The sequence below is a fragment of the Streptomyces panacea genome (genome assembly GCF_040560175.1).
Lineage (GTDB): Bacteria > Actinomycetota > Actinomycetes > Streptomycetales > Streptomycetaceae > Streptomyces > Streptomyces panacea.
Genome location: NZ_JARJHW010000016.1, coordinates 1 through 24,201 on the forward strand (window position 1 = coordinate 1; position 24,201 = coordinate 24,201).

Below are 24,201 nucleotides of genomic sequence, written 5' to 3' on the forward strand. Positions count from 1 at the left end.
GGGGGGCTGGGCCCGAGGGGGGGCTAGCCCCCGGAAATCCTGAGGAAAACCACAGGGGAAGTGTGCGATTTTCCCCAGCGCGCCGGGGGGCCTCGGACGCGCAGAATCAGGTGGGAACCGGCCAGGCCCCCACGCCGCACACCGGGCCGAACCGGACCGCACCGGGCCGCACCACCACCGCACCACCGCACCGCCACCGCCGAACCACCACCACACCGCCACACAGCGCGAGGCGCGCACCGTGCCTCACGACGCCTGAATATCAACGGACTTAGGAGACTTACCGTGACAACGGCTGTAACCATCCCCAAGCACGGGGGAACGGGAGGGCGTTTGGCCGTCGCCGCGCGAGCGCGGCAGGTCGTCAAGGCCTACGGCTCGGGGGAGACCCGGATCGTCGCGCTCGACCATGTCGATGTGGACATCGCCCGCGGGCAGTTCACCGCGATCATGGGCCCGTCGGGCTCCGGCAAGTCGACGCTGATGCACTGCCTCGCCGGGCTCGACACCGTGTCGTCGGGGGAGATCTATCTCGACGAGACCGAGATCACGAAGCTCAAGGACAAGAAGCTCACGCAGCTGCGCAGGGACCGGATCGGCTTCATCTTCCAGGCCTACAACCTGCTGCCGACGCTCAACGCCCTGGAGAACATCACGCTCCCCATGGACATAGCGGGCCGCAAGCCCGACCGGCAGTGGCTCGACCGGGTCGTGGAGACCGTCGGTCTCGCCGGCCGGCTCAAGCACCGGCCCACCCAGCTGTCCGGCGGTCAGCAGCAGCGTGTGGCCGTCGCCCGCGCGCTCGCCGCCCGGCCCGAGATCATCTTCGGTGACGAGCCGACCGGAAACCTGGACTCGCGGGCCGGCGCCGAAGTGCTGAGCTTCCTGCGCAGGTCCGTGGACGAGCTGGGGCAGACCATGGTCATGGTCACGCACGACCCGGTCGCCGCGTCCTACGCGGACCGGGTGCTGTATCTCGCCGACGGCCGGATCGTCGACGAGATGCGCGACCCGACCGCCGAGCAGGTCCTCGACCGCATGAAGAACTTCGACGCGCGGGGGCGGACGTCGTGACCGTCGTCAAGACCTCCCTGCGCAACTTCCTCGCGCACAAGGGACGCATGGCGCTCTCCGCCGTCGCCGTCCTGCTGTCGGTGGCGTTCGTCTCCGGGACGCTCGTCTTCACCGACACCATGAACACCACGTTCGACAAGCTCTTCGCCGCGACGTCGTCCGACGTCACCGTCAGTCCCAAGGGCGCGGCCGCGGCCGACGAGACGCCGTCACAGACCGGCAAGCCCGAGTCGCTGCCGGCCTCCGTCGTCGGCCGCGTCGAGAAGTCGCCGGGCGTGAAGTCCGCCGAGGGCGCGGTCAGCAGCATGAGCGTCACCGTCGTCGACGCCGAGAACAAGAACGTGGGAGCGTCCAGCGGCGCCCCGACGATCGCGGGCAACTGGACCGACAACGACCTCAAGTCGATGGAGATCACCTCCGGCCACGCCCCGCGCGGTCCCACCGAGGTCATGGTCGACGCCGACACCGCGGACAAGCACGACCTGAAGCTCGGCGACGAACTGCGCACCATCGTGGTCACCGGAGACCTCAAGGCGAAGATCGCCGGTATCGCCACCTTCAAGGTGACCAACCCGGGCGCCGCCATCGTCTACTTCGACACCGCGACCGCCCAGCGCGGACTCCTCGGTGAGACCGGTGTGTTCACGCAGATCAACGTCGTGGCCGACCAGGGGGTGAGCGACGCCCGGCTGAAGGCGGACCTCGCGGGGTCGCTCGGGGGCACGTACAAGCTCCAGACGCAGAAGGAGATGGCGGACTCGAACAGGGACAGCGTCGGCTCGTTCCTGGACGTGATGAAGTACGCGATGCTCGGCTTCGCCGGGATCGCCTTCCTCGTCGGCATCTTCCTGATCGTCAACACCTTCTCCATGCTGGTCGCCCAGCGGACCCGGGAGATCGGCCTGATGCGGGCCATCGGGTCCAGCCGTAAGCAGGTCAACCGCTCCGTGCTGCTGGAGGCCGTCCTGCTCGGCATCGTCGGCTCCGTCGCCGGCGTCGCCGCGGGCGTCGGACTGGCCGTCGGCCTGATGGAACTGATGTCGTCCATGGGCATGGAGCTGTCCACCCAGGACCTCACCGTGAAGTGGACGACCCCCGCGATCGGACTGGCGCTCGGGGTGATCGTCACCGTCCTCGCCGCGTACATACCGGCCCGCAGGGCCGGGAAGATCTCGCCGATGGCGGCGCTGCGTGACGCCGGTACGCCGGCCGACGGCCGCGCCGGACGGATCCGGGGCGCGATCGGCCTGCTCCTCACCGCCGGTGGCGTCGCCGCGCTCCTCGTCTCCACCGGGGCCGAGAAGGCGGGCGAGGGCTCCCTCTTCCTCGGCCTGGGCGTCGTGTTGACCCTCATCGGCTTCGTCGTCATCGGCCCGCTGCTCGCCGGTTTCTTCGTCAGGATCCTGAGCGCGGTCGTGCTGCGGGCCTTCGGTCCCGTCGGCCGGATGGCCGAGCGCAACGCGCTGCGCAACCCGCGGCGTACGGGAGCCACGGGCGCGGCCCTGATGATCGGCCTGGCCCTGGTGGCGTGCCTGTCGGTGGTCGGTTCGTCGATGGTCGCCTCGGCGACGGACGAGCTGGACAAGACGGTCGGCGCGGACTTCATCATCCAGTCGGACACCGGTCAGCCGATCGTGCCGCAGGCCCAGAAGGCGCTGGAGAAGGCACCCGGTATCGCGCATGTCACCGAGTACAAGATGGTCGAGACCAAGCTGACCACGCCCGACGGGAAGACCGTCAGCGAGGACCTGGCGGCGGCCGACCCGACCTACGCGCGGGATCTGCGCCGCGAGACCGTCGCCGGTGAGCTGTCCGCCGCGTACGGCAAGGACTCGATGTCCGTCGGCGACACCTTCGCCGAGGAGCACGGCGTCAAGGTCGGGGACGAACTGACCGTCGCCTTCAAGGGTGGTGAGAGCGCCAGGCTCAAGGTCGCGGCGATCACCTCCGACGACGTGTCGGTGGACAAGGGCGCCAAGTACACCTCCATCGAGACCGCCGAGCGGTATCTGCCGGCGGAGAAGGTGCCGAAGAACATCCTCATGTTCGCGGCGGCCGACGACGGCAAGGAGAAGGAGGCGTACGCGGCGCTGAAGGACGCGCTCGCCGCGTACCCGCAGTACAAGGTCCAGGACCAGACGGACTTCAAGCAGGATCTGAAGGACCAGATCGGCCAGCTGCTCAACATCGTCTACGGCCTGCTCGGACTGGCGATCATCGTCGCGGTGCTGGGAGTGGTGAACACCCTCGCGCTGTCGGTCGTCGAGCGGACGAGGGAGATCGGACTGCTGCGGGCCATCGGTCTGTCGCGCCGTCAACTGCGCCGCATGATCCGCCTGGAGTCGGTGGTCATCGCCCTCTTCGGAGCACTGCTGGGCCTCGGTCTGGGCATGGGCTGGGGCACGGCGGCACAGCAACTCCTCGCCCTGGAGGGCCTGGGGGTCCTGGAGATCCCGTGGCCGACCATCATCGGGGTGTTCGTGGCCTCGGCCTTCGTGGGACTGTTCGCCGCGCTCGTCCCGGCGTTCCGGGCCGGGCGGATGAACGTCCTGAACGCCATCGCCACGGACTAGTTCCCGTCCGGCGAGTGATGGCCGGTAGTTGGCCAACGTAGGTTTTCGGCTCCGGTGGGCGTCCTTCACGCTCATCGGGGCCGATTTCGTTCTCCCTGGTCAGGGAGGTGCTGACAACAAGCTGCGCGCGTAGATGCAGCAAGCTGACAAGTCTCGGCCCCCCATTTCGAGACACCCGCTGTCATCGTCGTCCCACCGGAAGCGATCCGGTCCGACGGAACGATTCAACAGGGGGAATTGTGCTCGGTGTACCGCACTGCAACTCCAAGAAGATCACGGCCCGTTCGCGCACCGCGCGTACCGCACGTACCGCCCTCGCCCTTGGTGTCTGTACGGCCGCACTGACCCTGTCCGCGGGGACCGCCTCCGCCTCCGCGCCGTCCGCCGGTGACGGCGTGAGCATGAGCAAGCTTGTCAACGGCTGGGACTGAGGCGTAGCCGGTGCGGTTTCAGCTCCTCGGGCCGCTCAGCATCACGGACGGCTCCGACACCGTCGTCCTCCAGCCGTCCAAACCCACCATTCTCCTCGCCTCACTGCTCCTGCATGCGAACTCAGTCGTCTCCGCCGACTACTTGCAGCGGACCATGTGGGGCGAGGAACAGCCCGCCACCTCCCGGGCCGCGCTCCAGACGTGTGTGCTGCGGCTGCGCCGGCTGTTCACCAAGCACGGGGTGACCGAGACCCCCATCGAGGCCGTGCCCGGTGGCTACCGGATCACGGCCGGGCCCCGGCATCTCGACCTGATCGGTTTCCGGGACGAGGTACGGCGTGCCGCGGAGAGCGCCGACCCGGAGAGTGAACTGCACGTGCTCAAAGGGGCGTTGTCGCTGTGGGAGGGCTCCGTCCTGGCCAATGTCCGCTCCGACGTGCTGCACCGCGACGAAGTACCCCGGCTCGTCGAGGAGCGGCTGCGGATCCTGGAGCGCGCCTGCGACCTCAAGCTGCGGCTCGGCCGTTGCGGCGAGGCGCTGGTGGAGCTGTGGAGCGCCAGCCGGGCCCACCCCGGACACGAGCGGTTCCGTGAACAGCTCATCGAGGCGCTGTACCGCACGGGCCGACAGACCGAGGCGCTCGCCGAGTACCGGCTGGTCAAGGACTATTTGCACGACGAGTTGGGCGTGGACCCCTCGCCCGCGCTGCGCCGGCTGGAGATGGCCATCCTGCGCGGCGAGAACCTGGGGCCCGCCGACGACCGGCACCCCGCCGGTCCCGCGTACCTCCCCGGCGGCGGCGAGCGGCAGCACCCCGTCGCCTCCGCCGTCGCCACGAACCGGGCCGCGCCGCCGACGGCGATGGTGGGGCCGGTCGCGGCCGTGCACTCCTTCACCGGGCGCGCCGCCGAGACCGCCGCGCTGCTGGAGCGGCTGACCGCGCCCGGCCACGACCCGGTCACCCTCCTGGTGTCCGGGGCCCCCGGTATCGGGAAGTCCGCGCTGGCCCGGCACCTCGCCCACCAGGTCAAGGACGCCTTCCCCGCGGGGCTGTTCATGGTGCGGATGGTCGGCCCGGACGGTGCGCCCCGCAGCCCCGGCGACGCGGCGGCCGAGGTGGCCGCCGCCCTGCGCGAGCAGGTACGCGGTGAACGCGCACTGCTCGTGCTGGACGACGTGGTCGACGCCGACCAGGTCAGGCCGCTGCTGCCGGCCGGCGCCGACGGCGCGGCGATCGTCACCAGCCGGCGCGGCCTCGCGGGTCTCGTCGCCACCCACGGCGGCTGGGTGCTGCGGCTCGGCACCTTCGCCGAGGAGGAGTCGTACGCGCTGCTGCTCGCCGTACTCGGTGCCGAACGCGTCGGGGCGGAGCCGGAGGCGGCCCGCCGGCTCGCCGAGGCGTGCGGTCACCATCCGCTCGCCCTGCGCATCATGTCGGCCCGGCTGCTCACCCGGCCGGCGCTGCGGCTGGCGGACTCCGTGAGCTGGCTGGCGGAGGACCCGCTGGCGCGGCTCTCGCTCGCCGACTCGCCCGAGTTGTCGGTGCACCGCGTGCTCGGCGGGGCGCTCGACCGGCTCGACCCCCGGCTCGCCGACGCCTTCCTGAAGGTCGCCGCGCAGATCCCCGACCACTTCACGGCCGAGGACAGCGTGCGCGTACTCGGGATGTCCCCCGTCGAGGCGGACGACGTACTGGACCGGCTCGCCGACGCCGGACTGCTGGAAGAAGGGCCGCCCGGCCCGTACCGGGTGCATGAACTGCTCCGTGTGTACGCGCGCAGAACCGCGCCGTATCGATCCCGACCGATACAGAAGGTGTGAATCCCCATGGCTGCAGAAGCGACAGCGACTCCGACGGCCGTCGCGCCTCCGGTGGTTCAGGGAGCGGCGGTTGAAGTGACGGCCGCGGCCGCCGAGACCGCCGTGTCCGCCTTCGACGCCCTGGCCGGCACCAGGCCCCGAGTCCGCCGGGACGTGCTCTTCACCGAGACGCCCGGCGGGGTCCTCTTCCACAACGCCGACGGAGGCTTCCACCTCACCGGCCGCACCGCCTACCGCTTCGCCTCGCTGATGGTGCCGCACCTCGCCGGCCACCACCGGCTCGCCGACATCTGCCAGGGTTTCGGCCCCGCTCAGCAGGCCATGGCCGCCGAGCTGGTCAAGACGCTGTACGAGCGCGGCTTCGCCCGTGACATCCCCGAGGACGAGACCGCCACCTCCGGGACCGCCACCTCCGGGACCGCCACCTCCGGAACCCCCGAGACCTCCGCCGCCCCCGTCCCCGACGACCTCCCCGACGTCCTGACCGACGCGGTCACCACCCGATTCGCCGCCCAGATCGCGTACGCCGACCACTACGCGGACGGCGCCCTCGCCCGCTTCCGCCGCTACCGCACCACCCGCGTCGCGATCCTCGGCACCGGGCCCGTCGCCCGCTGGTGCGCGCTCAGCCTCGTCCGCAACGGCGGAGCCCGCCTCGCCGTCGAGGGCGACGCGGACAGCGACCGGACCCTGCTGGCCGAGATCGCCGAACTGGCCGCCCAGGACTGCCCGGTGACCGTCGACAGCCTGGCCGCCGACCCCGACTGGACCGCACTGGACGGCTACGACATCGTCGTCGTGACCGGCGCCGACGCCTCCGCCCGCACCCACGCCCTGCTCTCGGCGGGTGTGCCGGAGGGCACCACCCTCATCCCCGCCTGGACGTTCGGCCGCAGGTCGGTCACCGGGCCGCTCAGCAAGGCGGGTTCGACCGGCTGCTGGTCCTGCGCGGTGCTGCGCCTCGGTGGCAACACCGACGCCGGGACCGCCGCCGACATCTGGAGCGAGGTCGCGGGCGGAGCCACCGCCCGTGCCGCGGGACGCTCCCCGCTGACCGGCCCCGTCGCCGCGATGTCCGGCAACCTCCTCGGTTACGAGATCTTCCGCCTCACCACCGGCGTGCTGCCCGCCGAGACCGACGGACAGGTCCTCGTCCAGGACCTCGAATCGCTCGACGTCATGGCCGAGCCCGTCCAGCCCCACCCACGCTGCGCGCTGTGCGCGCCCGCCACCGCGGCCGAACGCCCCACCCTCCCCGGCGGGCCGACCCTCCCCGTCACCCCGACCGTGGAGGGCGCGGGTGAGGCGGAGGCCCTGGTCGAAGGGCTCAACCGGATCAGTACGGCGCTGGTGCGCCCCTTCACCGGCATCTTCAGCCGGTACGAGGACGAGAGCCTCACCCAGACCCCGCTCAAGATCAGCCGGGTCGAACTGGCCGTCGGCCACGGACCGCGCAGGCGGATCGCCGCATTCGACGTGCACCACCTGGCGGGTGCCCGGCTGCGCGCGCTGTACGCGGCGGCCGAGACGTACGTCGAGCACGTCGTGCCCGTGACCCCCGAGACCGGCCCGCCCGGGGCCGCCGCGCTCGCCCCCGACAGCCTGACCACGGGCAGTGGCACCGGCGCGGGCGTCGAGACGGTCGGCGCCTGGCTCACCGCGACCTCGCTGCTCACCAAGGAGCCCGTACGGGTACCGGCCGCCGCCGTACGGCCGTTCGGCCCGTACAACGCCGAGCGCCTGCACCAGGCGACCACCGCCGGCGCGGGCGCGGGTCCCAGCCCGCAGGAGGCGGCGGGCCGCGGTCTGCTGTCGGCGCTCGCCCACGGCGCGCTGCTGCGGGCGGTACGCGGCGAGGCGCCCGGCGCGCTCGTCACCTCCCCGGCGGCCGGGGAGCCGGACGCCGACCCGGAGCTGGTGTTCCTGCTCAAGTCCGTCCCGAACGTGGGGATACGGGCCGAACTCGTCGACCTCGGCGAGCAGGACCACTCCGGCGCCCATGTCGTCCTGGCCCGTGAGACGGGCGGAGTGGACGGCGTCGGACCGGGAGCCGGATCCGAAGGGCGGGGCCGCTGGGCCGTCGCCGCCGGGCTCTCCCGGACCGCCGCCGCGTGCGCCGCGCTGCGCGACCTCATCGGCCAGGTGCAGCTCGACACCGAGGACCCGGACTCCACCGTCGACACCGGCGACCCGCTGATGGGTGAACTCGCCGCCGCCACCGTCCTGCTGACTGCCGAACCGGTCGCCGCCGACGCGACCGCCACCACGTTCGACGCGGTCCTCGACCGGCTGGGCGCGGCCGGGCGGGACGTGCTGTACGTCGCCACCACCCCGGCCGACCTGCCCGCCGGCGGCATCAGCACGGCACGCGTCCTGCTCACCACCGGCGTGGAGGGTGCGCCCGATGCAGGCTGAGCCCTGGGAGCGGTCCGCCCGCGACCTCGCCACGCTGATGCGCCGCAGCTTCGACGCGGCGGCCGTCCCCGCCCCCGCGCTGGACGTCGCGCCGCTCGGCGTCCGCGACGCCTTCGCGCAGGAGGGCGAGGGTGACGAGGCGCGGCGGGACGGCGTGCCCGTACGGTTCTACGGCCGCCACGCCGTCGTCGGACCGTTCCCCGCCGCCAACACCGACAGCACCGCCAACGCCGACGGTGCCGCCAACCCCGACAACACCGACCGTGCGGCCACCCACCGCCCCTGCGCCCGCTGTCTCGCCCGCCGTTGGCAGGGCGTGCGCTCCGTCGCGCTGCGCGAGGCCCTCGAACTGGGCTCCGGCACCAGGGCCGCCGGGGAGTCGCCGTACATCACCCCGTTCACCGCCGACGCCCTCGCCGGGATCGTCGCGGCCCGCCTCGCCGGGCAGGGGCCGTCGACCGGCTCCTTCCCGGCGGTCCACCTCGTGGATCTGGAGACCCTTCAGGTACGGCACTACCCGCTCGTACCGGACCCCGAGTGCCCCCGCTGCGGACGCGGCGAGGAGGACACTCCCGAGGCGGCGGTCCTCACCCTGAACCCCGCGCCCAAGCACAAGCCGGGCAGCTTCCGGCTCCGGGACATCAGCGCGTACGAACTGCCCGTGGAGCCGTACGCCAACCCCGTCTGCGGGTCCCTGGGACCCTCCGTCGTGCAGGACATCTCCTCCGCGTCCACCTCGGCGACCATCGGGTGCTTCTCGATGCGCTCCGGCGACTATCTGCGCGAGACGTTCTGGGGCGGCCACGCCGACACGTTCGCGCAGAGCGTGCGCATCGGTGTGCTGGAGGGACTGGAGCGGTACGCCGGGATGCGCTCGCGCGCCAAGACGGCAGGCGTTCTCGGCTCGCTCAACGGGCTGCGGGCGGCCGGGGAGCACACCCTGGACCCGCGCGAAGTCGGCCTGTACTCCGAGGAGTTCCACCGCGCCAACCCGCGCGTCACGCCCTTCCACCCCGACCGTGAACTCCCCTGGGTCTGGGGCTACTCGCTCCGCGACAGCCGGCCCGTCCTCGTACCCGAAGTGCTGACGTACTATCACGCGCCGGGCCTGGAGAACCGGTTCGTGCAGGAGAGCTCCAACGGCTGCGCGTCCGGCGGCTGTATGGAGGAGGCCGTGTACTTCGGCCTCATGGAGGTCGTGGAACGCGACGCCTTCCTCCTCACCTGGTACGGCAAGGCCGCCCTCCCCGAACTCGACCCGCGCACCAGCACCCGCCCCGCCACCCGGCAGATGGTCGACCGCCTGGAGATGTACGGGTACGAGGCCCGGTTCTTCGACACCCGGATCAGCTTCCCCATCCCGGTCATCACCGGTGTCGCCGTACGGCCCGACGGCGGCCCCGGCCGGATGTGCTTCGGCGCGGGCGCCGGTCTCGACCCGGAGTCCGCGCTGTCCGGGGCGCTCTGCGAGATCGCCACGGACGCCGTGAACCTCCAGGGCCGCACCGCGCGGGACGAGGTACGGCTGCGCGCCATGGCCACCGACTACGACAAGGTCGCCGCGCTGCACGACCATCCGCTCGCCTACGGCATCCCGGAGATGGGGAACAACGCCCACTTCCTGATCGGCGAACCGGGCGCGCCCCGGCCGCGCAAGCGCTCACTCACGGAGGCGTACGGCGACGGATCCCTGCCGCCCGTCTCCGACGACCTGCGCGACGACCTCACGCGGTGCGTCACCGCCGTGACCGACAAGGGATTCGACGTGGTCGTCGTCGACCAGACCATGCCCGAGCAGCGTGATCTGGGCCTGACGACGGTCTCGGTGATCGTCCCCGGCCTGCTGCCCATCGACTTCGGCTGGACCCGGCAGCGCGCCCTCGGCATGCCCCGGCTGCGCACCGCCCTGCGCGAGGCGGGCCTGCGCGAACACGACCTGACCGACGCCGATCTGAACCTCGCGCCGCACCCGTTCCCCTGAGAGGAGCACCACCCATGGGGTACGCCCATGACTACGCCGCCGCGATCATGCAGCGGGGCCGGGTCCCGATGCCACCGGCCGACTTCGTGCCGAACTGGTCCGACGGGCCGCGCAAGGCGAAGTACTACCCGGGGGTCGACAGCCTCCCGCTGCCCGTCGCCGACTACCCGGCGGGCGCGAGCCTGGACCGCGCCTTCGGCTTCGACAACGGCGCACCGGGCGCGGGGGAGTTCGACCTGACGTCGCTCTCCGGGATGCTCCTCGACTCGTACGGCCTCACCGGCCGCCGGCTCGGCGTCCAGGCCAACACCGACCTGAGCGCCCTGCCGTTCTACCCGCTCGCCAATTGGTCGCGCGGCTCCGCCTCCGGCGGCGGTCTCTACCCCGTGAGCGTCTACTGGGTCTCCGGGCCGAGCGGCCCCGTCACACCGGGCGTGCACTACTACTCGACCCGCCACCACACCATGCAGCGCCTGCTCACCGGAGACGTGTCCGGCGAGGTGCGCGAGTCGCTGGGCGGGCCCGGCGCGGACACCGACCAGTACCTGGTCCTGGGCATCAAGTACTGGCAGAACTCCTTCAAGTACAACAGCTTCTCCTTCCACGCCGTGAGCATGGACCTCGGCGCCGCCGTGCAGACGTGGCGCATGTGGGCGGGGGCGCGCGGGCTGTCCGTCGAACCGGCGATGTGGTTCGACGAGGCGCGCCTCCAGAAGCTGCTCGGCGTACAGGGCGAGGAGGAGGGCGTGTTCGCCGTCATCCCGCTCAAGTGGACCGGAAAGTCCGGCGGTTCGGCCGCCGCGACCACGGGAGCGACCCCCGCGGACGTCTCCGTACGGCGCCGTGATGTCGAGCGCTCGCGCGAGGTCTTCACCTTCGACGCGCTGCTGAAGATGCAGGCGGCGACCTCCGCGCACGCCGCCGAGCGGCCCGCCCCCGGCGTGCTCGCCCCGGCCGCCGCGCCCCCGGCCGACCCGGGCCGGCCGCTCGCGCCGCTGCCCGCCGCACGGCCGATGCCCGGTGACGTACGGACCGTGCTGCGCCGCCGCCGCAGCAGCTTCGGCCGCTTCGACGCGAGCCGCCCGGTCACCGGCGAGCAACTGGCGGCCTGCCTCGCCGCGTCCAGCGCGGGCTCACGTCTCGGCGGCGACACCGGTACCGGCGCCGAGGACGGCGTGCGGCTCGCGAAGCTGTACGCCTTCGTCAACCACGTCGACGGCCTGGCACCGGGCGCCTACGAGTACGACCCCGACGCCCGGGAGCTGCGGCTGGTCAAGGCGGGCAGCCCCGGCGAATTCCTTCAGCGCAACTACTTCCTCTCCAACTACAACCTGGAGCAGGCGGGCGCCGTCCTGGTGCCCACCGTCCGTACCTCCGCCGTCCTCGACGCCGTCGGTGACCGCGGCTACCGCCTGGTCAACGCGACCATCGGCGCCGTCGCCCAGTCCGTCTACACCGCGTGCAGCGCGCTGGAACTGGGCTGCGGCGTCGCCCTGGGCTTCGACAACGTGTCGTACATCGAGGAGTTGGCGCTCGACGCCACCGGCGAGGCGCCGCTCCTGATCATGATGGTCGGCAACGAGCGCCCCGCCCCCGCCGACTTCCGGTACGAGATCGCCTGAGCCGATGAACTATTCCAAGGGGAACAGGGATGCCTGACCAGGCGTACCACTCGCACGACCAGGATCCGAGACGCGCGTTCATGCTGCGCGTCGCCGGGCTGCCGATCGAGACCGTGCGCGCTCTGCGCTGCCCGGCGAGCCGCCGCTGGGCGGAGACCGTGCTCGCCGAGGAGGAGCGGCTGCGGGCGGCGGGGGAGCGCGTCGGCGATCTGCTGCACGACCTCGTCGGCCGCACCGGCGACGGCGCGGACGCCGAGCCCGGTGAGGCCGCCGACCGGCGCGCGCTGCTGAAGCTGCGCCGCGAGGTCTTCAACAACCGGCTGCCCGGACGGCCCGGCGCCGCCCTCGCGCTGGTCGCCGGGCGCGACGCGGCGACGGGCGAGGCGCTGTCCCGCTGGCTGCTCGACCGGCGGGAGCTGGCCGAACTGCGCGCCGGGGGAGTCGGGTTGCTCGCCGGCGAGAGCGCCGACGCCCGTGCCGCGCTCCGTGGGATCGCGGGGGAGGAGCGGCTGCGCAAGGGGCTGCTGCTGGCCTCGCCGACGCTCGACGCGCAGATCGACGGCTTCGTCCGGCAGGGTGCGGACGGCAGTCACGACGCCAGGCCCGACAAGCGGCGCAGGAAGATCGAGCGGTCGCTGCTGTCGTACCTCTACCGCACCGTCTGCAAGACCAGCCCGTTCTCGACGTTCACCGGGGTCGCGCTCGGTGAGTTCGAGGACGAACAGGCCGGGGACGGCTTCGAGGTATGGGTCGGCGAGAAGTGGACCGGTCACGCGCGGGTCAACGTCGTGGCGCTCGGCCGCCTCGCCGAGTGCGTGATCGCCGACCCCGTACGCCGCGCGGATCTGCCCGTCGCCCCCGCCTCCGGCTGGGGCAGGGACGACGACCGGGTGCGATACGTACGCCGCTGGATCACCACCGGCGACGACGACACGGCCGTGACCTTCGACGCGGTGAAGGACCGGCTGTTCTTCCTGCGCCGCAGCGGCACGCTGGAGCGGCTGCTCGACTTCTTCGAGGAGCACCCGGTCCTGCGGTACGGCGAGTTGGCGGCGTGGCTGGCCGACGACGCGCAGGCGGACGCGGAGGAGGCGGAGCAGTATCTCGCCGCCCTGCTGGACCTGGGCATGGTCCAAGTACCCGCACTGCGTACGGCTGTTCACGACACCGACCCGCTGCGCGCCTTCCAGCGATCCCTGCGTGAGCTGGGCCGACCGTGGGCCATGGAGCTGGCCGGGCGCCTGGACGGGGCGATCGCGCTGACCGACCGGTTCGCCGGGGCGGAGCCCGCCGAGCGCCGCGAGGTGCTCGCCGCGCTCCGGACCACCCTCCAGGACATCCAGTCGGAACTCGGCGCCGAGAAGGCCCGGGTGCCGCAGACCCTGCTGTACGAGGACGCGGCGGCCGGACGCGGGACGACGATGGACCTCGGTGCCTGGCGCGCGCTGACGGCCGCGCCGCTCGGCCGGGTGGAGAGCGTGCTGCCCGCCTTCGATCTGACGCTCCCCCAACGCGTCACGTTCAAGGGCTACTTCCTGGCCAGATACGGGCAGGGCGGGCGCTGCGACGATCTGCTCAAGCTGGTGCACGACTTCCACGAGGACTTCTTCGACCAGTACATGACGTTCACCGCGAGCCGTACGCCCTTCGACGCCGACGGGCAGTACGTGCCCGAGGTGAACTGGCTCGGACTGCCGCAGCTCAAGGCGATCGACACGGCGCGGCAGATGTTCATCGAGCGGATGCGCGCGCTCTGGTCCACGGAGGGCGACCGCGACGAGATCGACCTCGACACCGGCCTCCTCACCGACATCGCCACCGAACTCGCCCCGGCGGCACCGAAGTTCGCGCCGATGAGCCACCACATCCAGCTCGCCGACCGCCGGCATGACCCACTGGTCGTCCTCAACCGCTCGTACGGCGGTCTGTCCTTCCCCTTCAGCCGCTTCACCCAGTGCTTCGAAGGACTCGACACCGCCCTGCTGGCGGGCGCGGCCCGGGTACAGCCGCCGGGAGCGGTGTTCGCCGAGGTCACCGGCGGGCCCGTCACCAGCAATCTCAATCTGCACGGGCGGCTCACCGAGTACGAGATCGTCTGCCCCGGCGAGAGCGGCACGCTGCCCGAGGACTGCCGCATCGACCTCGACGACCTGTTCATCGAGCATGCCATCGACGACAACGGCGCCGACCGCCTGGTGCTGCGCTCGACACGGCTCGGCCGCGAGGTCATCCCCGTCTACCTCGGCTATCTCGTACCGCTCGCCCTGCCCGAACTGCCCCGCACCCTGCTGCTCCTGTCACCCACCTCGATGTCCCCGCTCAACGTGTGGGGCGGGGTGCCGGAGGGCGAGGCGGTCGGCGGCGTCACCCGCAGGCCGCGCGTGCGGCACGGCAGCGTCGTACTGAGCAGGCGCAGTTGGAGCGCGCCCGCCGCCGAACTGCCGCTGCTCGCGCCGGGCGTCGGCGACGACGAGTGGTTCCTCGGCTGGCACCGCTTCCGGCGCGCGACCGGGCTGCCCGACCGGGTCTTCGTGACCGTGTCGGACAGCGGGGCGCGCGGCGCGACGGGCGCCAAGCCGCAGTATCTGGACTTCGACAGCCCGCTCTCGCTCACCGCGTTCGAGGCGCTGCTCAAGACGGACGGGGCGCGGGTCGTGTTCCGCGAGATGCTGCCGGACGAGGACGGGCTGCACGCCGTGTCCGAGCGGGGCCGCCATGTCGCCGAGCTGGCCGTGGAAACCCTGGCAGGCCCGGCCCCGACCACTCCCGCGGAACTCGTATCCGCCGACTCCGTACGAAGGGACGCCTCATGACCACCCCCGGACCCGTCGCCGTCCCCGGCGACTGGCAGGCCACGCACGTCTTCTACGCCGCCAACCCCAGGCCCTTCCTGCTCCAGTGCGTGCGTCCGCTGGTCGCCGAGCTGACGGCGGAAGGACTCATCGACAACTACTTCTTCATGAACTACTGGCTCGAAGGCCCCCACATCCGGCTGCGCCTCAAGCCCGCCGACGAGGCGGTGGCCTCCACCGTGCGCGCCCGCACCGAGCGGGCCGTCGACGCCTTCCTGGCCGAGCGCCCCGCGCTGTACGAGGTCGACTCCGGCTTCCTCAACGACTTCTACAACACGCTGTTCGAGATCGAGTTCCCCGGCAGCGAGCGCGGCCACTACATGGACGACCAGGGCCGGATGAATCTGCGCCCCAACAACTCGCGCAGCGCCGAACCGTACGAGCCCGAGTACGGCAAGTACGGCGGCCCCGCCGGGATCGAGCTGGCCGAGTGGCACTTCAGGCACTCCAGCGATCTCGTCATCGAGGCGCTGCGCACCAAGAACCTGCATCTGCGGACGGTCCTGCTCGGCACGTCCGCGCAGCTGATGATGGCCATGTCGGGGACGTTCCTGCCGGGCGACCAGGAGCTGACCGACTACCTGGAGAGCTACTACGAGTTCTGGCACACGGCGTTCCCGGGCACCGGCTTCATCGGCACCGTCGAGTACGACAAGAACTACGCGGCGATGGCCCCCGGCCTCACCAGCCATTTCGCCCGGATCAGGGCCGCCGTCGGCGCCGGTGAGCCCGGCAGGCTGCCCGGCTTCCTCGCGGGCTGGGCGGAGCACTGCGCCGAACTGAACGAGCGGGCACGGAAGCTGACCCTCGACGGCGACCTGGTCTTCCGGTCCTGGGACGGCGAGCGGGACGAGCGGGTGACGGACCCGGCGGTCGCGCTGCCGCTGCTGCTCTCCCCGTACATGCATATGACGAACAACCGGCTGCATGTCACCATCCGCGACGAGGCGTATCTGTCGCACGTACTGGGCCGGACCCTGCGGGAGTCCGTTGCCCCGGCGCCGGCGGAGGCGGCGGCGGTGACCACGCCGTGACCGCCCCCACGGACCAGGTCCCGACCGACCGGTACCGGCCGTGTCTGCGCCCCGAGGTGCTGGTCAGCGACGCGCTGTTGCTCGGCCCCCGGATCGTGCACCTCGTCAAGAACCCGCGGAGCGGCAAGTCGTACGAGGTCGGGGTCAAGGAACATTTCCTGATGGCGCGCATGGACGGCACACGCGGTCTGGACGAGCTGGGCGCGCAGTACGCGGCGGAGTACGGCAAGCGCCTCGGCGACGCCAACTGGCAGCAGCTGCTGACCATGCTCGGCAGCCGGGGGCTGCTCGCGGACGGGCCCACCGCCCCGCCCGCCGAGGTGACGCCGAAGCCCGCGCGCACCCTGCTGCGCGGCACCCTCCCGCTGGTCGCCGACGCCGACGCGACGGCCGAACGGCTCCACCGCGCCGTCGGCTTCCTGCTCGCCGCGCCCTTCATGGTCCCGCTGCTCCTGCTGATCACCGCCATGGAGGTCGTGGCCGCGGCGCGCCTCGGCGAACTCGTCGACGGCGCGGTGGCCCTCTTCGCCAACCCGGTCCTGCTCGCCGGCGCCGCCGCGCTGCTCTGGTTCAGCACGGCGCTTCACGAGCTGGCCCACGGGGTGGTGGCGAGACGCTACGGCGGGCAGGTCGCCGAGATCGGACTGCGCTGGCGCCTGCCCGTCGTGATCATGTACTGCACGGTCGACAACTACCTCTATCTGCGGACCCGTCGGGACCGCGTCGCGACAGCCGCCGCGGGCGCCGTGATGAATCTGGCCGTCCTGCTGCCGTTCTGCGCGGCCTGGCTGTTCCTCCCGGTGGACGACGCCACCGGCGAGGCGCTGGCCGGGCTGCTGCTCCTGGGCAGTGTGCAGGCGCTGGCCATGCTCGTACCCCTCCCGCCGCTCGACGGGTACAAGATCGTCGCGCAGCTGTGCGGCGCGACCGGACTCGCCGCGTCCAGCCGGGAGTACGTGCGCCTCGCCGTGCGGCGCGATCCGGCGGCGAAGGCGTACCCGCGCCGGGCCCGTACCGCCTACCTCACCTACACGCTCGGCTCGCTCCTCGTCCTCGCCGGGATCGTCGCGGCCGTCGTCGCGCTGCTCGTCCACCTCCTGGCCACGTGAGCCGCCCCACCCCGCACGCCGTCCGCTTCAGGGAGACCCGCATGACCCCCACCCCCGCCTCCACCGACGACCCGACCGACGACCGGACCGACAGCCCCGCCGTCGTCCTCGACACGATCCACAAGCGGTACGGGGAGAAGAGCGCGGTGGACGGCATCTCGCTGACCGTCCCGCGCGGCGAGTTCTTCGGTCTGCTCGGCCCCAACGGCGCGGGCAAGACGACCCTGGTCGAGATCATGGAGGGCCTGCGCCGACCCGACTCCGGCTCGGTCACCGTCCTCGGCCGGCACCCCTGGCCGCGCGACCCCGAACTGCTGCCCAGGCTCGGCGTCCAGACCCAGGCGTCGGCCTTCTTCGTACGGCTCACGGCGCGCGAGCACCTCTCGACGGTGGCCGCGCTCTACCGGGCCGACGGGGAGGCGGCGGAGCGCTCTCTCGCCGCCGTCGGCCTCACCGAGCAGGGCGACGTCCGGGTCGACGACCTCTCCGGTGGTCAGCGCCAGCGCCTGGCCATCGCGTCCGCGCTCGTCCACGACCCCGAACTGATCTTCCTGGACGAGCCGACGGCCGCGCTCGACCCGCAGGCCCGCCGCGCGCTGTGGGACGTGCTGCGCGCGCTCAAGGGCGCCGGGCGGACCATCGTCTACACCACGCACCACCTGGACGAGGCCGAAGCGCTCTGCGACCGCGTCGCGATCCTCATCGACGGCAAGATCGTCGCGCTGGACTCGCCCGGCAGGCTCGTCGCCGCCAGCAGCGCGCTCACCCGGCTGCTGGTCCCCGCGGACCGGCTCCCGCTCGCCGACGCGCAGGCCATCCCCGGCGTCCTGCGGGCCTCCGTGGACGGCGACTCGGTCGTGCTGGAGACCGAGGACGCGGGGCCGGTGCTGTCGGCCGTCGACGCGCTCGCCGGACTGCACGGCGTACAGACACGGACCGCCAGCCTGGAGGACGTGTACCTCGAACTGACCGGCAGCCCGCAGCCGCAGCCGCCGTCGCCGTCGCCGTCGCCTTCTCAGCCCCAGCCGCAGGCGTAGCCGAGCACGACACACGACGCGCGACCGAGCACCGAGAGACGGAGCACCGACGATGAGCACCACGACGCCCACAACCACGACGCGACCGCGCGCCATGAGCGCCTATTCCGCACTGAGCCAGGCCGGTTTCAAGGCGTACACGCGCGACAAGACCACCCTCTTCTTCACGTTCGCCTTCCCCCTCCTCTTCCTGATCGTCTTCGGTCTGATCTTCCACGGCATGACCGTCGAGGAGAGCGGACGCCCCTACATCAACTACATCGCCCCGGGCGTCCTGTCGTGGGGTGTCGCCAACGCCGCCGTCTTCGGCGTCGGCTTCGTCATCATGCAGTGGCGCCGCGACGACCTCCTGCGGCTGATCCGGATGACGCCGACCCCGCTGCCCACGATCCTCGGCTCGCGCTACGTCCTGGCGCTCGGCATCGGCACCGTGCAGGCCGCGATGTTCGTGCTCGTCGCGATGCTGCCGTTCTTCGGCCTCGAACCGGCCGCGAGCTGGCCGCTGGCGCTGCCGGTGCTGTTCCTCGGTATCACCGCGTTCCTCGCGGTCGGTGTGATCGTCGGCTCGTTCGCCAGGACCCCGGAGGCGGTCGCCGCCGTCGCCAACTGCCTGATGGTGCCGATGGCGTTCCTGTCCGGGTCGTTCTTCCCGCTCGACGCCATGCCCGGCTGGATGCAGAACGTGTCGCTGGTCCTGCCGCTGCGCTACTTCAACGACGGCATCTCCGCCGCCATCACTGGTGACGGGGGCGGCGGCGACATCCTGGTGGCCTGCGGCGGCATCACCGCCTTCGCCGTCGTCTTCGGCGCGGTCGCGCTGAAGACCTTCCGCTGGAGCGACCAGTCATGACGACAGCCACCGGGCCGACGGCCGCCACCGGTACGGAGGCGGGGGCGGCTGTGGTCCTCGCCGACGGCGCACCCCTGGAGCGTGGCCGTGCCCGTCTGCAACAGGCCCTGACCGTACGGTACGAGGCCGCCGCCGCCCGCACGGCGCGGGTGCCCGCCCCGCTCGTGGTGCCGCTCGGCGCCGCCGACGTCCTCGGCTTCGGGCGCCCCGACCCGTACGCCGCCCTGCGCCCGCGCGCCAACGTCCAGCTCACCTCGCGCGCCGCCCTCGTCGGCCCCTGGGGCGCCGCCGGCACGGACAGTGCCGCCTGCGGACAGTGCCTCGCCATGCGCTGGCAGCGGCTGCGCAGCCGCTCCGAGCGCGAGGCGCTGGAGCTGGGCCACGAACCGCGCGGCGCCGCCGACTGGCCGCTGCTCACCGACTACGCGGTGGACGCCGTCTGGGCGGCCCATCTCGCCGTCCACACCGGGGAGTCGACGCCACCCGCCACCGGCGCGCCCGACCGCGAGCTGCCCCAGGTCACCCGGATCGACCTCGGCACCCTCGCCGCCGCGACCTTCCCGCTGCTGCCCGAACCGCTCTGCCCGTCCTGCGTCCCCCCGCGCCCCGACACCGCCGACGCCGCGCGCATGCACCTGACGGCCAGGCCCAAGCCGGACCCCGACGGTTACCGGCTGCGCCCGCTCGGCGCGTACCCGCTGCCGACCGCGGCGCTCGCCAACCCCGTCTGCGGCACGCTCGGTTCGGACACCTGGATCAACCCGACGTCCACCACGACCGCCCCCGTCGCCGGCACCAACTTCGTCCGCGGCTACGCCGGACTCAACGACGTCACCTGGAGCGGCCAGGCCAACAGCTACTCCACCAGCCGGACCCTGGCCTATCTGGAGGGACTTGAGCGGTACGCGGGCACCCACCGCCGCCGTGGCACCTCCCCGGTCGTCGACTCGTACAACAATCTCAGCCCCGACGCGCTGAACCCGGCGGACCGCGGCTTCTACGCGGACGCCACGTACGAGAAGGACCCTCTGGTCAGCCCGTTCGACCCCGACCGGCCGATCCCCTGGGTGTGGGGCCACTCGCTGCGCGACGAGCGCCCGATCCTGATTCCCGCGCGCCTGGCGCACTACAGCGCGGGCGTCGACGCCGACAACTTCGTCTTCGAGTGCTCCAACGGCTGTGCCACCGGCGGGAGTCTGGAGGAGGCGATCCTCTTCGGACTGCTGGAGCTGATCGAACGCGACGCGTTCCTGCTCGCCTGGTACGGCCGCGCCCGCCTCACCGAGATCGACCTCGGCTCGTGCACGGGCGGCGCGATCCGCACGATGCTCGACCGGGCCGCCCTGCACGGCTACGACGTGCACGCCTTCGACACCCGGATGGACCTCGCCGTCCCCGTCGTCACGGCCCTCGCGGTGCGCCGCGACGGCGGTCTCGGCACGCTCTCCTTCAGCGCCGCCGCGGGCTTCGACCCGGAGGGCACGGTCGACGCCGCGCTCTCCGAAGTCCTCACCTACATCCCCCATCTGCCCTACCAGGTCGCCGAACGCGAGGGGGAGCTGAAGGAGATGGCGGCCGACTACCGCAAGGTCCTGCACCTCAAGGACCACGCGCAGCTGTACGGCCTGCCGGAGATGGCGCGCCACGCGCGGGAGTACCTGGAGCCGACGGCCGTACGCTCGCTCGACGAGACGTACGCCGACTGGGCCCCGCTCAGGCCGCGCACCGGTGATCTGCTGGACGATCTGCGGCTGCTGCGCGACGAGTTGGCGGGCGCGGGATACGACGTGATCGCCGTCGACCAGACGACGCCGGAGCAGCGGCGGATGGGGCTGCACACCGTGAGCACGCTCGTGCCCGGACTGCTGCCGCTGGACTTCGGCTGGACGCGGCAGCGGGCCCTGCTGATGCCCCGGCTGCGGACGGCGCTGCGGGTGGCCGGGCGGCGCCCGGACGATCTGCCCGAGTCCGCGATCAAGGCGGTCCCGCATCCGTTCCCGTAACACCACGGGCCGTTCCCGTGACACCACGGGCACGACGGCCGACGGCCCCTCCCCTGGCGGGTGATACCCACGGGGGAGAGGCCGGCGGTCATGTGCTGTCTGCGACGCCGGATCAGGCGGAGCAGGAGGTGGTGCTGGTGGTGCTGGAGCAGGTGGACGTCGAGGAGCACGACGTGGAACCGGCGAGAACGACCTCGGACGCGTCCGAGTAGTCCGAGATCTCGAAGGTCTCCGACTCGAGCTCCAGGATCTCGTCGGCGAGGGTGGCGAGACCAGTCTTCGGGGCCATGGGGATCTCCTTCGGTCACCGGGGCTTCACCGGCTTGTCCGGCGGCGCTCCCTTGCGATGTCCCCATTCCACCGGTGCCCGCTGTCAGTTCGGCCCGGCTTTCGCTGTCACCCCGCTGACACGTGGTGTCAGCGGAACGTGTGTCAGGTGCGCGTGCCCTGCCGCACGCTCGATCCTCAAGGAATGCTCAAGCAAGGAGGTGCGTGGCGCATGATCGACGCGCTGAACGGGGAATCACTCCGAGCCGGACCTGAAGCCGCGCCCGAACCGGAAGCGGCGCCCCGACCGGATCCCGCGGCCCTCGGCCCCGCCGCCGTACCGCGCGAGACCCTGCGGGACGCCCTCGGGCTCTATCTCGAACTGCACGCCCACCCGGAGCTGTCCGGCGCCGAGGCCCGGACCGCCGAGCGTTTCGCCGACCACCTCGCGGGCGACGGGGCCACCGTCACCCGTGGCCTCGGCGGCCACGGTGTCGTCGGCGTCCTGCGCAACGGCACGGGCCCCACCCTCATGCTGCGCGCCGAACTCGACGCCCTGCCCATCGGCGAACGCACCGGCCTGGCGTACGCGAGCACCGTCCCCGGCACCATGCACGCCTGCGGCCACGACCTCCATCTCGCCTCCGCCGCAGGCGCGTTCGCCCTGCTCGCGCGGTCGGCGGACAGCTGGAGCGGCACCGTCCTCGTCGTCGGCCAGCCCGCCGAGGAGACCCTGGAGGGGGCGGGCGCGCTGCTCGCCGACGGCCTCTACGAGCGGTTCGGCACCCCCGACGTCGTCCTCGCCCAGCATGCCGCGCCCCTGCCCGCCGGGTCACTCGCGCACGGCCGGGGCCCGATGATGGCGGCGAGCGCCGCGCTGGACGTCGTGATCCACGGTTACGGCGGGCACGCCGGCACCCCGCAGCTCACCGTCGACCCCGTCGTCACCGCCGCGGCGACCGTCATGCGCCTCCAGACCGTCGTCTCCCGCGAGACGGCGCCGTCCGACCAGGTCGTCCTGACCGTCGGCTCCCTGCGCGCGGGCCGGCTCGGCAACGTCATCCCGGACGACGCCGAGCTGAGCATCACCGTCCGCGCGGCGACCGACCAGGCCCTGGAACGGGCCGTGGCGGCGGCGGAGCGGATCGTACGAGCCGAGTGCGCGGCCTCCGGCTGCCCCAGGGACCCCGACGTCACGGTCGTCTCCCGCTCCCCCGCGCTGCTGCCCGACCCGGCGGTCACGGCGACCGTACGAGCCGCCCACGAGCGGGCGTTCGGCCCGCACCGGGTGGCCGACTGGCCGGGCTCGATGGCCACCGAGGACTTCCCGCGCTTCGCCGTCGACGGTGTGCGAACGGCATACTGGATGGTCGGTACGGTGTCCCCGCGTCAGTGGCGCGCCGCCCGCTCGGCCGGCCGGCCGGTGCCGCCCAACCACTCGGCGGAGTTCGCCCCCGACGTACGGACCGCTCTGCCGGCGGGTATCGCGGCCATGGCGACGGCCGCCGGGCAGCTGTTCAAGGAGACAGGTTGATGATGACGGCCCAGTGGCACGGATGCGCGGACATCGGGAACGCCCCCGGATACGTGGAGGTGGTGACGGTCCGCGAGGACAGCGCGGCCCCGTCCGCCGAGACGACGGTCATCCGTCTCCTGGGGCTGCTGGCAAAGCACTTGAGAGGTGTCCCGGAGGTCGCGGAGGTCACCGGTGACCTGGTGCGGCTGTGGATCGCGCGGGACGTCGCGACGACCGACACCGACATCCGCCACGCGGTCCGGGCGGTCCTGGCGGACGCGGCGCTGAGGGGCTGGACGGAGCAGCGCTGACCCGCCCGTTCTCCCCGACCGTCCGTCAGATCCAGCCCCGTTCGCGGGCCAGCAGCGCACCCTGCGCGCGGCTCGCGGCGCCGAGCGCCTGAAGCAGGTCGGCCACATGTCTTCGGTACGTACGGACCGAGATCCCCAGGTCCCGGGCGCCCGCCTCGTCCTTGCCCACCGTGCACATCGAGATCAGCACCTGCTGCTCGATCTCGCTGAGCCCGTCCACCGCGTCGGCGCTCTCCTTGGTGACGGTGCGCAGATCGTCCGCCTCCGTCCAGATCTTCTCGAACAGGGCGATGATGTTGGTGACGAGCCCGCTCTTGTGGGCCAGCAGCGCCCCGCGCGCGGTGTTCTGCGGGTCCACCGGCACCAGGGCCGTACGGCCGTCGTAGACCAGGATCCGCTCCGTGATGTTCTCCGCGACCCGGATCTGTGCCCCGCGCTTGACCAGCTCGCGCAGATAGTCACGGGTCGGCAGATCGTCCAGCGCGGCGGCGAGCACCACATTGCGGATGCGCACCCCGCGCCGCAGACATCGCAGGTCCAGCGGGCGGGACCGTTCGATGTTCTCGGCCGAGAGCTTCGTGTACGGCTCCACGGACAGGATCTCGTCGCGCGCGAAGAACGCGAGGTCGTCGATCCGGTTCCGTATCTCGGTCAGGCCCTCCAACTGCTCGATGCCCTGCACCGGGGGCAGCCGCGAGCCCTGCTCGGCGCGCAGACCGTCGACGAGATCGCGGGCCTGCATGACCCGGCGCAGCTCCTCGTGGAGCGCGTTGAGCCGCGAGTCGGTCAGCCGGCCGATGGCCACGCCGGGGTCGGCGGGGGAGACGCGGTCGTGGCTGCTGTCGGGGTGGAGCAGGCCCAGCTTCCGCAGCCGGTCCAGGCTGTGCTTGGCGTCGTCCTGCGCGGTGTGCACCAGCAGGTGGATGTCGTCAGCCGACGTATCCGGATTGCGGAGAAAGTGCCGGTAGATCTCTTCCTCGGTCGGAGAGACGCCGAAGACGGACATCTCGTTGTCGCCCAAGACTTGGCCTCCGCTACTTGATCAGTTCACGCCGAGGACGGGGTGGGTCGTCGGTGCCGTTGGTGCGATTCGCCGGACTCGCGGCGCCGCTCGGAGGGGCCCCTGGAGAGAGTAAAGGCAATGCCATGACTCTGTAACTGATCTTGCGAGGAACTGTGGCCTGGATATGGGTGAACCGTGCGTGTCGTAACTGACCGCTGTCCGCCCGGCGCGCCGGGTTGCGAAGCGGCTCGGCGGGCTCGCGCCCCCTCCCCGTGAGCGGTCTCCGGGCAGTCTCCCCACG

Annotated in this window: 17 protein-coding genes; 15 read left to right on the forward strand and 2 right to left on the reverse strand. The window is 72.1% G+C overall.

The genetic code is table 11. The features are described 5' to 3' along the window. Positions 1–285 precede the first annotated feature (285 nt). From P3L51_RS06410 to P3L51_RS06470, 13 genes are all read left to right on the forward strand, one after another. Positions 286–1,074, forward strand: a complete 789-nt coding sequence (locus tag P3L51_RS06410; RefSeq protein WP_354604078.1) for an ABC transporter ATP-binding protein — start codon at positions 286–288, stop codon at positions 1,072–1,074. Then, a complete protein-coding gene (locus P3L51_RS06415) occupies positions 1,071–3,647 on the forward strand; it encodes an ABC transporter permease (RefSeq protein WP_354604079.1) in 2,577 nt (858 codons plus the stop codon). The genes P3L51_RS06410 and P3L51_RS06415 overlap by 4 nt, the downstream gene beginning before the upstream one ends. A gap of 239 nt (positions 3,648–3,886) precedes the next feature. Beyond that, positions 3,887–4,078, forward strand: coding sequence for a hypothetical protein (locus P3L51_RS06420; protein WP_354604080.1), 192 nt, complete (start codon positions 3,887–3,889; stop codon positions 4,076–4,078). A 10-nt stretch (positions 4,079–4,088) separates the two neighbouring features. Continuing rightward, positions 4,089–5,900, forward strand: coding sequence for an AfsR/SARP family transcriptional regulator (locus tag P3L51_RS06425; protein WP_354604081.1), 1,812 nt, complete (start codon positions 4,089–4,091; stop codon positions 5,898–5,900). A gap of 6 nt (positions 5,901–5,906) precedes the next feature. After that, positions 5,907–8,315 (forward strand): TOMM precursor leader peptide-binding protein, encoded by a 2,409-nt coding sequence (locus tag P3L51_RS06430; RefSeq protein ID WP_354604082.1) that lies wholly within the window; start codon positions 5,907–5,909, stop codon positions 8,313–8,315. 37 nt (positions 8,316–8,352) lie between these two features. Then, entirely contained in the window at positions 8,353–10,296 is a 1,944-nt protein-coding gene (locus tag P3L51_RS06435) for a TOMM precursor leader peptide-binding protein (RefSeq protein WP_354604125.1), read from the forward strand. A gap of 14 nt (positions 10,297–10,310) precedes the next feature. Beyond that, complete coding sequence (locus tag P3L51_RS06440; RefSeq protein WP_354604083.1) at positions 10,311–11,918, forward strand: nitroreductase family protein; 1,608 nt, start codon at positions 10,311–10,313, stop codon at positions 11,916–11,918. A gap of 29 nt (positions 11,919–11,947) precedes the next feature. Then, positions 11,948–14,731 carry a lantibiotic dehydratase gene (locus P3L51_RS06445; protein ID WP_354604084.1) on the forward strand — a complete coding sequence of 928 codons (2,784 nt, stop codon included), beginning with the start codon at positions 11,948–11,950 and terminating at the stop codon, positions 14,729–14,731. Beyond that, positions 14,728–15,804 (forward strand): lantibiotic dehydratase C-terminal domain-containing protein, encoded by a 1,077-nt coding sequence (locus P3L51_RS06450; RefSeq protein WP_354604085.1) that lies wholly within the window; start codon positions 14,728–14,730, stop codon positions 15,802–15,804. The genes P3L51_RS06445 and P3L51_RS06450 overlap by 4 nt, the downstream gene beginning before the upstream one ends. Next, the gene (locus P3L51_RS06455; RefSeq protein WP_354604086.1) at positions 15,801–16,913 is read left to right on the forward strand and encodes a site-2 protease family protein; all 1,113 of its coding nucleotides are present in this window, start codon (positions 15,801–15,803) and stop codon (positions 16,911–16,913) included. Before P3L51_RS06450 ends, P3L51_RS06455 begins: the two co-directional genes overlap by 4 nt. Positions 16,914–16,954: 41 nt before the next feature. Next, a complete protein-coding gene (locus tag P3L51_RS06460) occupies positions 16,955–17,950 on the forward strand; it encodes an ABC transporter ATP-binding protein (protein ID WP_354604087.1) in 996 nt (331 codons plus the stop codon). A gap of 94 nt (positions 17,951–18,044) precedes the next feature. Beyond that, the gene (locus tag P3L51_RS06465; protein ID WP_354604126.1) at positions 18,045–18,800 is read left to right on the forward strand and encodes an ABC transporter permease; all 756 of its coding nucleotides are present in this window, start codon (positions 18,045–18,047) and stop codon (positions 18,798–18,800) included. Further along, the gene (locus tag P3L51_RS06470; protein ID WP_354604088.1) at positions 18,797–20,803 is read left to right on the forward strand and encodes a TOMM precursor leader peptide-binding protein; all 2,007 of its coding nucleotides are present in this window, start codon (positions 18,797–18,799) and stop codon (positions 20,801–20,803) included. Before P3L51_RS06465 ends, P3L51_RS06470 begins: the two co-directional genes overlap by 4 nt. 112 nt (positions 20,804–20,915) lie before the next feature. Here P3L51_RS06470 and P3L51_RS06475 read toward each other — a convergent pair whose 3' ends face one another. Beyond that, positions 20,916–21,092: a thiazolylpeptide-type bacteriocin gene (locus P3L51_RS06475; RefSeq protein WP_069628355.1), complete on the reverse strand. Its 177-nt coding sequence runs from the start codon at positions 21,090–21,092 to the stop codon at positions 20,916–20,918. Between the two features lie 210 nt (positions 21,093–21,302). Between P3L51_RS06475 and P3L51_RS06480 the strand changes: the two genes are divergently transcribed. Together P3L51_RS06480 and P3L51_RS06485 are read left to right on the forward strand one after the other, a co-directional pair. After that, a complete protein-coding gene (locus tag P3L51_RS06480) occupies positions 21,303–22,604 on the forward strand; it encodes an amidohydrolase (RefSeq protein WP_354604089.1) in 1,302 nt (433 codons plus the stop codon). After that, the gene (locus tag P3L51_RS06485) at positions 22,604–22,897 is read left to right on the forward strand and encodes a hypothetical protein (protein WP_354604090.1); all 294 of its coding nucleotides are present in this window, start codon (positions 22,604–22,606) and stop codon (positions 22,895–22,897) included. Before P3L51_RS06480 ends, P3L51_RS06485 begins: the two co-directional genes overlap by 1 nt. A gap of 25 nt (positions 22,898–22,922) precedes the next feature. Here the strand turns inward: P3L51_RS06485 and P3L51_RS06490 are convergent, their stop codons facing one another. Next, the gene (locus P3L51_RS06490) at positions 22,923–23,918 is read right to left on the reverse strand and encodes a helix-turn-helix transcriptional regulator (RefSeq protein ID WP_354604091.1); all 996 of its coding nucleotides are present in this window, start codon (positions 23,916–23,918) and stop codon (positions 22,923–22,925) included. Positions 23,919–24,201 lie beyond the last annotated feature (283 nt).